Origin of the sequence: Micromonospora globispora (genome assembly GCF_003857015.1) — a bacterium.
Lineage (GTDB): Bacteria > Actinomycetota > Actinomycetes > Mycobacteriales > Micromonosporaceae > Micromonospora > Micromonospora globispora.
In genome coordinates this window covers 1-10169 of record NZ_QGGF01000061.1, presented here as the reverse complement: position 1 = coordinate 10169, position 10169 = coordinate 1, and the positions used below count along the sequence as shown (strand labels likewise).

At 70.0% G+C, this 10169-nt stretch carries 10 protein-coding genes and 2 pseudogenes; 9 read left to right on the top strand and 3 right to left on the bottom strand.

All coding sequences use genetic code 11. The annotated features are described in order from the left end of the window. Both DKL51_RS36070 and DKL51_RS02050 read left to right on the top strand, forming a co-directional pair. Positions 1-105: pseudogene (locus DKL51_RS36070) on the top strand (IS5 family transposase); the annotation flags it as partial. A gap of 81 nt (positions 106-186) precedes the next feature. Then, entirely contained in the window at positions 187-1611 is a 1425-nt protein-coding gene (locus tag DKL51_RS02050) for an FAD-binding oxidoreductase (protein ID WP_109942629.1), read from the top strand. Between the two features lie 326 nt (positions 1612-1937). Here the strand turns inward: DKL51_RS02050 and DKL51_RS02045 are convergent, their stop codons facing one another. Beyond that, the gene (locus DKL51_RS02045; RefSeq protein WP_123826991.1) at positions 1938-2480 is read right to left on the bottom strand and encodes a hypothetical protein; all 543 of its coding nucleotides are present in this window, start codon (positions 2478-2480) and stop codon (positions 1938-1940) included. Positions 2481-2619: 139 nt separating this feature from the next. Then, positions 2620-2736, bottom strand: a pseudogene (locus DKL51_RS02040) (transposase); the annotation flags it as partial. Positions 2737-2745: 9 nt separating this feature from the next. Between DKL51_RS02040 and DKL51_RS02035 the strand changes: the two are divergent. Then, positions 2746-3168: an amidohydrolase family protein gene (locus tag DKL51_RS02035; RefSeq protein ID WP_165823015.1), complete on the top strand. Its 423-nt coding sequence runs from the start codon at positions 2746-2748 to the stop codon at positions 3166-3168. A gap of 224 nt (positions 3169-3392) precedes the next feature. Here the strand turns inward: DKL51_RS02035 and sigJ are convergent, their stop codons facing one another. Next, complete coding sequence (gene sigJ / locus DKL51_RS02030) at positions 3393-4331, bottom strand: RNA polymerase sigma factor SigJ (RefSeq protein WP_124811660.1); 939 nt, start codon at positions 4329-4331, stop codon at positions 3393-3395. A 397-nt stretch (positions 4332-4728) separates the two neighbouring features. Here sigJ and DKL51_RS35550 point away from each other — a divergent pair, with 397 nt between their 5' ends. The 6 genes from DKL51_RS35550 to DKL51_RS02000 all read left to right on the top strand — a co-directional run. Continuing rightward, entirely contained in the window at positions 4729-4986 is a 258-nt protein-coding gene (locus tag DKL51_RS35550; protein WP_221623118.1) for a carboxymuconolactone decarboxylase family protein, read from the top strand. An 84-nt stretch (positions 4987-5070) separates the two neighbouring features. Then, entirely contained in the window at positions 5071-5544 is a 474-nt protein-coding gene (locus tag DKL51_RS02020; RefSeq protein ID WP_109942624.1) for a DUF6220 domain-containing protein, read from the top strand. A gap of 659 nt (positions 5545-6203) precedes the next feature. Further along, positions 6204-6644 (top strand): OsmC family protein, encoded by a 441-nt coding sequence (locus DKL51_RS02015; RefSeq protein ID WP_109942623.1) that lies wholly within the window; start codon positions 6204-6206, stop codon positions 6642-6644. 692 nt (positions 6645-7336) lie between these two features. Then, the gene (locus DKL51_RS02010) at positions 7337-8683 is read left to right on the top strand and encodes a GlnX family signal transduction membrane protein (RefSeq protein WP_123809820.1); all 1347 of its coding nucleotides are present in this window, start codon (positions 7337-7339) and stop codon (positions 8681-8683) included. Next, complete coding sequence (locus tag DKL51_RS02005; protein WP_109942621.1) at positions 8680-9672, top strand: glutamate ABC transporter substrate-binding protein; 993 nt, start codon at positions 8680-8682, stop codon at positions 9670-9672. The genes DKL51_RS02010 and DKL51_RS02005 overlap by 4 nt, the downstream gene beginning before the upstream one ends. Before the next feature lie 5 nt (positions 9673-9677). Further along, positions 9678-10169: hypothetical protein (locus DKL51_RS02000; RefSeq protein ID WP_221623117.1), on the top strand; the 492-nt coding region annotated here is incomplete at its 3' end.

Here is a 10169-nt window from a genome sequence, read left to right as displayed (position 1 = left end):
ATCAACCGGCTCAAGCGCAACCGCGCCGTGGCCACCCGATTCGACAAGCTCGCCGTGCGCTACGAAGCCACCGTGCACATCGCCGCGATCAGCGAGTGGCTGTGACCGACTTCGACACAGGCTCTAGACGGGTGTAGCCGCCGCGGTGGGTCTGCCGAGCCGAAGCCGTCGGCCGGCGGCACTACGATGGCGCCAAGCTTCGCGCCGCAAGACTGGGCAACGCTGGCGTCGAGGCTGCACGGCAAGCTGATCCGTCCCGGCGCCGCCGACTACGTTGGCGCGGCGCGGCTGTACAACCCGCGCTTCGACGCGAGTTCCAGGCCGGCCGCGATCGCCCGGTGTGCGGGCGCCGCTGACGTGCAGGCCTGCGTACGCTTCGCCGCCGACACCGGTACGCCGTTCGCGGTGCGCTGCGGCGGCCACTCATACGGCGGATGGTCCACCTCTCGAGGGCTCGTGATCGATGTCTCGGGCATCGATTCGGTGACGGTGGACGGCGGGGCCGGCACCGCTCGCATCGGCGCGGGCGCGCGGCTGGTCGACGTGTACGCCGCACTGGCCGCCAAGGGCGTCGCGCTGGCGGCCGGCTCATGTCCGACAGTGGGGATGACCGGGCTCACGCTTGGCGGTGGCGTTGGCGTGCTAAGCCGTGCCTGGGGGCTCACCTGCGACGCGGTGACGGGTGTCGAGATTGTCACCGCAGACGGGCAGTTGCGGCTGGTCGACGCCCGCAGGGACCCCGATCTGTTCTGGGCACTGCGTGGCGGTGGCGGCAGCTTCGGTGCAGTCACGGCATGGACGGTGAGCACACGACCAGCACCGAGTGTCCACACGTTCTTTCTGGCGTGGGACTTCGCGCGCGCGCCCGAGGTGCTTACCGCGTGGCAGCGTTGGGCGCCCCGCACTGACCCGAAGCTCTGGTCCACCTGCAAACTGCTGGCCGACCCGGGCCGGGACAGGATCAGGGCAACCGTCTCCGGGACCTGGATCGGTCATGCAAGCGGGCTCGACGGCCAACTCAACCCGCTCCTGACGCAGACCGGTGCGCCGGCAAATCGTCAGACGAACTCGCTGACCTACGCCAAGGCGATGCTGTGGGAGGCCGGCTGCGCCTCGCAGGACGCCGCTCAATGCGAAAGCGTCGCGCTGAGCCTGGCTAAGCGACAGCCGTTCGCGGCCACCTCGTCGATCGCCGCCGCCGAACTGCCACCTGCGGCCATTGAAGCCGCCGTGGCCCAGACCCGTGCCGGGATGAACATCGCCAACATGGTGGAGGGTGGTGTGTCCTTCGATGTGCTCGGCGGCGCGGTCGCGCAGGTCGCCCCGGACGCGACGGCGTTCGTGCACCGCACTGCCATGGCGACCGTGCAGTACACCGCGACCTGGCAGGACGCCGGCGCCGCGCCGGCGCCGTTCGACGCCTATGTGCGCGGGTTCCGGGCCGCGATGGCACCGTGGCTGGGCAGCGCAGCGTACGTCAACTATGCCGACCCGACGATCGACCGCTACGGCCCCGCGTACTGGGGCGACAACTACACGCGACTGCAGCAGGTCAAGCGTGCCGTGGATCCAAGCGCGCTGTTCGCGTTCGGGCAGTCCGTGCAGCCGTAGCCGCAGCGTCGCAGGAGGGCGTCCGGGACGGGCGGCCAGCGTGGGCGGGCCGGTCACGGCCGTGGGCAGTGGCGGCCCCGGGCCGGCCCGCTCCACGGTGTGCGGGTCGATAGCGGGCGGGATGGCGACGTTCCGGTCGAGCCACCAAAGCGACCGCGCTCTTCAAGAAGCAGAAACGCTTGTTCCGCCTCTGCGCTCACCGGTGGTGCACCCGAATCCCTACCGGATCGAGTGAGACCATGGTGAACCAATGAGCAAGGAACGATGGCGGGTCAGGTGCCCGGACAGCTCGGCCGTTTTGTGGTCTACTCCTGCCGGGTCGCCTTTCAGGAGCTGAAATGCGCGATCGCCGAGGCGCAGCCGACACCCTGAATCCAGACGTTCTGGATCCCGTCGATGTCGGGTGCGATGTCGTCGGCGGAGACGATCATCTGCGCAGTGAAGGACTCGTCGTTACCGTCACCGGCGCGGTAGAAGTCAGCGACGAGTACGATCGTGTCCTCATCGGTCGTCGCGGTCTTGAGGGGCTCCGTCGCTGCCCCGGTGCACTTGAAGGTCGTGCTCGGAAGCAGAACCTGATCCACATCGGCCGTGTCCCAGCGAACGCCCTGGCCGGCGAGACACCCGGTCAGTGGGCCCTGGCCGACGTTGCTGGTGCACCGGAAGCCGCCAGCGGACTTGACGAAACCTGTCCCCGGGTTGTAGGCACCACCCCCGGTGAGCCTGGCGGCACCGCTTGGGAAGCCGCTGATGTCGGTCGCGTTGAAACCGAAGCCGATGTTGCCGCGCGCGGCCGACGCGGGCGCCGCAATCAGCAGAACGGCCGCTGCCAGCACCGCCGGCGCGAGCGCAATAGTCTTCATCTTCATCTTCCAGCCCCCTTGCTTGTCACCTGACAGAAGAACCGTAACATCCTGATTGCGCCGTTTCGTGCCAATGGTCCATTAGAGGCGAGTTTGACCGAGGCAGCCCTCTGTAGCCCGGTGACGAGGCCTGCCGGACAGCGCCGCGCTGCCATCCGCGGAACAGCCCATAGACGGTCTGCCAGGGCCCGTAGCATTCCGGCACGTCCCGCCAGGGTGAGCCCACCCGGACCCGCCACCGGAGGCCGTCGATGAGCTGCCGCGCCCGGACGTGATTGATGCAATCGCTCGGGATGGCATCGCTGTTTCGGCGACCCTCGGATTTGTTCCCGGATTTGCACCCCCGCCGCGGATAGCCGCCCGGGTCGACGGGTTCGTGGCCAACCTCCGCCGGATGCGGGATGCCGGCGTCAAGGTGGTATGCAGCAGCGACGGCGGTATCGGGCCGCCGAAGCCGCATGATGTCCTCCCGTACGGTGCCGCAATTTTGGTCGAATGCGGGTTTCCGCCGATCGCGGCGCTGCGCGCGGTGACCTCATTGGCCGCGCAGGTGTGCCGGATCGGCGAGCGCAAGGGGCGGTTGGCTCCCGGGTTCGACGCTGACCTGCTCGCCGTGGAAGGCGATCCCCTCGTCGACGTCACCGCTCTGCGCGCCGTCACGGCCGTATTCCGCGCCGGCCATCGAGTGCGCTGACGCCGGCTGGGGGCCTCAAGGCAGCGGCGACTGATAGAGGACCTCCACGAACCCGACGGCCTCGCATCTGGATCGAACGTCGCCGGCCAGGCCGCCCATGCCTGATCTGCGGCGTCCACCTAGCTACGACCACGTTTCGTCAGTGTCCACCCTGGCCCTGGCGCTCATGCGCCGGGTCGCCTGTCAGCTCGAGGCCGGCGTGCGCATCGGCGGCCTGGGAGGCATCACGGCCGCGCCGTCCACGGGTGGAGCTTCTCGGGGTTGCGGACCGCCCAGATGTGTCTGATCCGGCCGTCGGCGACGTCGAACGCCATGACCGTCACGACGACACCGTCGCGCTGGGCGACCAGGCCGGGCTGGCCGTTGACCGTGCGCTCCAGGATCGTCACGTCGGGTATCAGGCCGCCGATCTCGACGGCGTAGCGCGCGACCTGTGCGGCGCCTTCGATCGGGCGGTGCAGGGTGCTGACCTGGCCGCCGCCGTCGGCGGTCGCCGTGGCATCGGGGTCGAGGAGGCCGATGAGGGCATCAATGTCCTTGGCCTCCCATGCGTATTTGAAGTCCCGGACGAGGCCGGCCTGCTGGGCGGTCGGGGTCGCGGCAGCGTGAGGCGGGCGGATCCGGCGGCGGGCCGACGAGGCCAGCTTGCGGCACGCCGCCGGGGTACGGCCGACGATCTGGGCCACCTCGGTGAAGGGGTAGCGGAAGACGTCGTGCAGGACGAACGCGACGCGTTCGGCCGGGGTCATCGACTCGAGGACGACGAGGAAGGCCATGCTGACCGACTCGTCGAGGGTGACCCGGTCGGCCGGATCCGCCACGGTACCGCCCGGCCGCCCGCTGATCCACTCGGTGCGATCGGGCAGCGGCTCCGGGATCCATTCGCCCACGTAGCGCTCGCGCCGGGCCCGGGCCGAGCCGAGCAGGTCGAGGCAGATCCGGCTGGCGACCGTCGTCAGCCAGCCGCCCGGGGACTCGATGGCTTCCCGCTGCTGTCGGGACATGGCGTACCAGCGGGTGTAGGACTCCTGCACGACGTCGTCGGCGTCGGACAGGGAACCGAGCAGCCGGTACGCGAGATTGATCAGCTGGCGCCGTTCGCTCATGACCGAGGTCAGGTCCGGATCGCGTCGGCCGTCTCCTGACTCGGATCGGGTGCTCATGGTGTCGCCGGCTTCCTTGGTCGCGGCTGCCCTCGCCTGTCCGACGAAACACCGCACAGAACTGTGACGTCGGCGCGTCACCTCACATTCGCAGCGGTTGTTTCGTCGGACTACTGAGACACACCGCAGAGATCGACAGAAAAGAGTTCGCCATGTCCACGCCCACGACCGTCCAGGACGACCTCCGGTCCCGTCTGCCCGACCCAATCCAGGTCTTCCCCGACCTGGCAGCCGTCGCCGCGGGGATGACCAAGGCCACGCTGAACGGCTCCATTCCCCGGACCACCATCGGCCTGGTGCAGTTGCGCGCCGGGCAGATCGTCGGCAGCACGTACCACCCGTCCGGCAGACCGAGAATCTTCGCAAGGCGGGGGAGACCGAGCAGCGCATCACCGCCGTGGCGGCATGGCAGGACGCCCCGTACTTCACCGACGCCGAGCGGGTCGCCCTCGAACTCGTGGAGGCCGTCCTCACCCCGAGCCCGTTCGGGGAACGCGTCCCCGACGAGCTGTTCGCCAAGGCGTCCGCCCACTACGACGACACGGCCCTGTGGACGCTCACGGTGACGATCGGCCAGATCTGCTTCTTCATTCCCGTCGCGCTCATCGCCAAGCCGATCCCCGGCAAGCCCATCGGGAAGAACTACAACAAGTAACGTCCAGCTTGCTCGAGGTGAGGACGCTATTGGCGACTCACCCCTAAGCCTGCCTCGGCCCACCAACCTCGAGGAGTATCCCCGATGCGCAAAGCGTTCGCCGCACTGGCGACCCTGCTCCTGCTGATCGTCATCGCGCAGTTCTTCTTCGCCGCGACCGGTGCGTTCAGCACCGCACCCAACGACGAGTCCTTCCGGATGCATCACGCGTTGGGGTACGTCATCTTCCTCGTACCGGTGGTGATGGTTGTCGTCGCCGCGCTGGCCCGGATGCCGGGACGGCTCATCGGCATGGCTGCCCTGGTCTCCGGCCTGACCGCCGTCCAGGTCCTCATCGCGGTGGTGGCCAGAGCGTTCGGCGAAAGCACCACCGCCGGCCAGCTCGTCTTCGGCCTACACGCCGTCAACGGCCTGGCCATGCTGGCGGTGGCCGGGATGATCGTCCGCCAGGCAAGGGCGCTGCCGAGGTCCGCGGCACCCGCCGGGCGGCTCGGCGCCGACGACCAAGCCGGGGCGTCCGGACCGGTAGCGGCACCGGCTCCTCCAGCGGCGTCGTAACAACCGGGCGACCTGGTGTGCTCCGAGGTGCTCGACGACTTGCGCTCGCGGTATCAGAAGGGATCACCGTACGCGTCGCCTTTCCCGCGGTCGTAAATCTCGCGCAGCCACCGCTGGCGGACCTCGGGCAGCCGCGCCAACGTGGAGAGGAAGACGGCCCAGGTCGGGTCGGAACGGCCCGAACGGCATCAGCGCGGGCGGGTCGTCGCGGCGGGCGTCGTCGGGCATCGTGCCGGCTCCCGGGACGGGCCTGCGGTCGTGGTGGAAGGCCAGATACGCCCAGACGTCCCAGCAGAGCGACACGACGTCTGCTGCTCCAGACGGCACCCAGTGCTCGCCGGTCTGCGGGTGTTGCGGTACGAGGGCGATGTCTGCCGTGATGGCGGGCAGGCCGGGGCAGCCAGAGCCAGTGTCTTGGCCGGCGGTCCCGGCGGGAGCAACGCGTCGAGGACTCGGCGGAAGGTGTCGGCGACAGGGCCGTCAGGGGCAGTTAGCCGGGTACCGTCCGAGACGGCCAGCAGGCGGGCCAGCGCTGCCGCGACGGCCGCCTCCCACAGCGGGTTCCACTGCCCAGGCGGCTCGACCGGCGGTATACCGGGCCGCAGCGGCCGGCCAGGCCGGTGGCTCGGGTTCCAGAAGGCCTGGGTAGCTTCCCTGTCATGAGTGAGGACACCTTCCGCTCGGTGGAGATCGAGCGCGCCAGCGTCGGGCAGTACGTCGTGCGGAACGTCCGCGGCGGATCGATGTCGATGGGCACGGGCCAGGACGCCAGCTTCACACCGGTGGAACTGCTGCTGGCGGCCATCGGAGCCTGCACCGCGATAGACGTGGACCACATCACCGCCCGACGCGCCGAGCCGACTCAGTTCTCCGTTGAAGTCACGGGCGACAAAATCCGGGACGAGGCCGGAGGAAACCGGATGCAGAACCTCAGGGTCGAGTTCACCGTGACGTTTCCGGTGGGCGCGGACGGCGACAGGGCGCGCGAGGCGCTGCCCCGGTCGCTGCAGCAGTCACACGAACGGCTTTGCACCGTCTCCCGTACCGTCGAACTTGGCACTCCCGTCTCGATCGTCGATGCCGCTTCCACCGGGGACTGAGGTTTCCGGGCGTCACCCGGCGTTTACGGCGGCGAGGGCATTCGATCACCCCGCGGGCGAAGTGCTGGTAGTGCTCGATGTGCAGCCCCGCGGCCGCGACGTCGCGGATGGGGCGGCGGCGGAAGTCTCGGCCCGCGCTGATCCTTTCCGCCCTAGACCCATGCCGAGCACAAGGCAGACTGTCCCGGCTGACCGCGTGGGTCCATGTGGGCGGGGATCAGGGGAGCGGGTTGGGAGCTCACAGTCCGGTGTACTGAACGGCGTTGAACTGATTCAACGGGACCGAACGGCGCCCAACGCCCGCTGACGCCAGTCAAGAGGATCTTGCCGCATCGACGTATGGCTCTGGGCCATGCCGTGCAGTTATCGGAACGGATCCCGGTAACTGAGACTCGAATCCCACCGGCAACCCTCTGACCAGGGCTTCCTGATCGGTGACCTCGGCGATCCCGAAGAGGTCAGCCGATCTCCCTCCCGTGCGACAGCGTACAAGCGTCCGGCCGAGAGGGGTCACTTCAGTCTCCAGGTGGACGTGCAGGTACGCATCGGCGGTGGCGCCGGCCGCGGATTGGTTCGACCGCCCCCGTCCATCCTGTCGCCGGGGTGCCGCAACTTGCATCCGGCGAGTACGTTGACGGCCAGCAATTCCGTTGACGACTCGCCCAAGGCGAATGCTGAGAAGGGTGGTGCCGGTGACGGCGACGCTCGTCCCCCCGCCGGTGACCGATGTACGGCCTTCCCGGTTAGCCGGTCTGCGGGGCCGGTTCGTCGGTGGCCTCCGGGACACGCCACGCCGGCTGGCCGCCGTGCTGGCCGGCCTGGTGGCCCTGGGGTTCGTCGTTGGGGTGGTGGGGTTCACCGGGGTGCGGCAGCGGGCCGACCTGATCGACGGCGTGACGTCTCGCAGCGGCGCACTGGTGGTGGCCGCTCAGAACCTCTACCGGGCCCTGTCCGACGCGGACGCCACAGCGGCGAGCGCCTTTCTGTCCGGCGGTGTCGAGCCGGCGGCGCAGCGGGACCGCTACCAGAACGGCGTGGCCGAGGCGGCGGCGGCGTTGGCGGTGATCGCGGCCGGGCGGTCCGGAGACGGGGCCAGGGACGGCGCCGTGGGGGTGATCGCCGCCGAACTCCCGGTGTACACCGGGCTGATCGAGACGGCGCGCGCCTACAACCGGCAAGGACTGCCGGTCGGCGCGGCGTATCTACGGGAGGCTTCGGGGCTGATGCGGCAGCGGATGCTGCCGGCCGCCCAGCAGCTCTACCAGTCGGTCACCGCGGAGCTGGACCAGGCGCGCGGCGGCGGCGCCGGGTTCCCCTGGATCGCCGTGCTGCTCGGGCTGGTGACCATAGCCGCTCTGGTGCGGATGCAGATGTGGCTCACCAGGCGGACCAACCGGGTGTTCAACATCGGCCTGGTGGGGGCGACCGCGGCCGCGGTGGTGCTGGTCGGCTGGCTCGGCGTGTCCGCGGTCGTGATCGGCACCCGGCTGGACGCCAGCGACCGGGACGGCTCGGCGCAGGTGGACCGGCTCGTCCAGGCCCGGGTCGCGGCGTTGCAGGCCCGGGCCGACGAATCGCTGACCCTGGTGGCCCGCGGCGCCGGCGGTGATTTCGACAAGGACTACACCGCAGTGATGACCCGCTTGATCGGCCCGGATGGCCACGGCGGACTGCTGCGCGATGCGGCCGAGCGGGCCGCCGACGAACCGACGCGGGCCGCGGCCGACAGAGCCGCGGGGCGGGCCCGGGACTGGCTCGCCGCACACCAGAAGCTGCGGCAGCTCGACGACGGTGGCCAGTACACCGAGGCGGTGACCGCCGCGGTGGGCAGCGACCCCGGCGCGACGACGAGCATCTTCAACCAGTTGGACGACACGCTCGCCAGCGCCATCACCCGCAACAGCGACCGGTTCGAGTTCGACGCCCGGTCCGCCCGTCGCGGCCTGTCCGGTATGGACCTCGGCGTCGTGGTCCTGACCGGGTTGATCGTGATCGGCTCTGCAGCAGGCATCCAGCGACGAATCGCGGAGTACCGATGAATGCCTCTCGACTGATGTCCGCGGCGGTGGCGCTGACTGTGACCCTCGGCTTGGCCGGCTGCGGCAGTGGCGGTGGCGGCGGGACCCTGCCGGCCGGCACGTCCGCCGTCACGCCGGTCCGCCCGGTCGGGGTGCAGGACCCGGCGGAGGTCCCGGACGGGGCCAACGCCGGCCCCGCCTCCTGCGATCCACGGGCCAGTCTCCGCCCAGCGGCCACCCAGCCCCGCCCCGGCCAGATGCCGGCCGGCTCGACCATGGCTCAGATTTTGCACCGGGGCCGGCTGATAGTCGGTGTCGACCAGAACAGTTACCGGTTCGGGTTCCGGGACCCGCTCACCGGCGAGCTGACCGGCTTCGACGTGGACGTGGCCCGCGAGGTGGCCCGGGCCATCTTCGGCGATCCATCCAAGATCCAGTTCAGGGCTACGAACTCGGCGTCGCGGATCCCGTCCCTGCAGGACGGGACGGTCGACATCGTCGTACAGACCATGACGATGAACTGCGAACGGTGGCAGAAGGTCAACTTCTCGACCGAATACTTCACCGCCGGCCAACGGATCCTGGTGCGCCGCGGGTCGCCCGTGCGCGGCATTGCCGACCTGGGCGGCCAGAAGGTCTGCTCGGCGATCGGCAGCACGTCGATCCGCAACGTCGCTGCCGCACCGGCCAAGCCGCTGCCGGTCGGGGTGCCGGACTGGACCGACTGTCTGGTGATGCTCCAGCAGAACCAGGTCGCTGCCGTCTCCACCGACGACAGCATTCTGGCCGGGCTGGCCGCGCAGGACCCCAACGCGGTGGTGGTCGGGCCACGGTTCAGCGACGAGCCGTACGGGATCGGCATCAACCGTGAGGCCACGGACCTGGTCCGGTTCGTCAACGGGGTGCTGGCCCAGTTGCGGGCGGACGGCACCTGGACCCGGCTCTACACCCGGTGGCTGACCGCGCTCGGCCCGGCTCCACAGCCGCCGACCGCACGGTACCGGGACTGACCGGCGTGACCGCACCGGCTCCGCTGAGCCGTGACGAGGTCGACGTTGCCATCGTCGCGCTGGGGGCGGCCCACGACCGGATCTCCGCCGCCATGTACGCCCTGGACAACCACCCCGGCCTGGCGGCGGTCCGGGTGCCCGGCCGGACCGGACGGACGGAGCGGTACGCCGCCGACCTGGCCGCCCAGATCGACGCGCTCTGGTCCCGGTTCACCGCACTCGGGACGCTCCTGGACCAGGTCCGGACCCTGCGGGCGCAACGGTCCCGGCCCGGTGACGAGGAGTTGGCGAAGCTCACCTGGTTGCTGCGTGCCCCGATGGTCCCGGTCGGCGCGAACGGAATGGTTCTCGACGATGCGCCGCCGGGCGCCGTCCGGCTGCCGCTGATGGAGCTCGCCCGTCAGCTGGAAACAGGCAGCGCCGACGCCATCGACCGGTTGTCCATCCTGGATGAGGCCGGGTCGGCGCTGGTCGTCCGGTTCGGGCCGCAGCCGGGC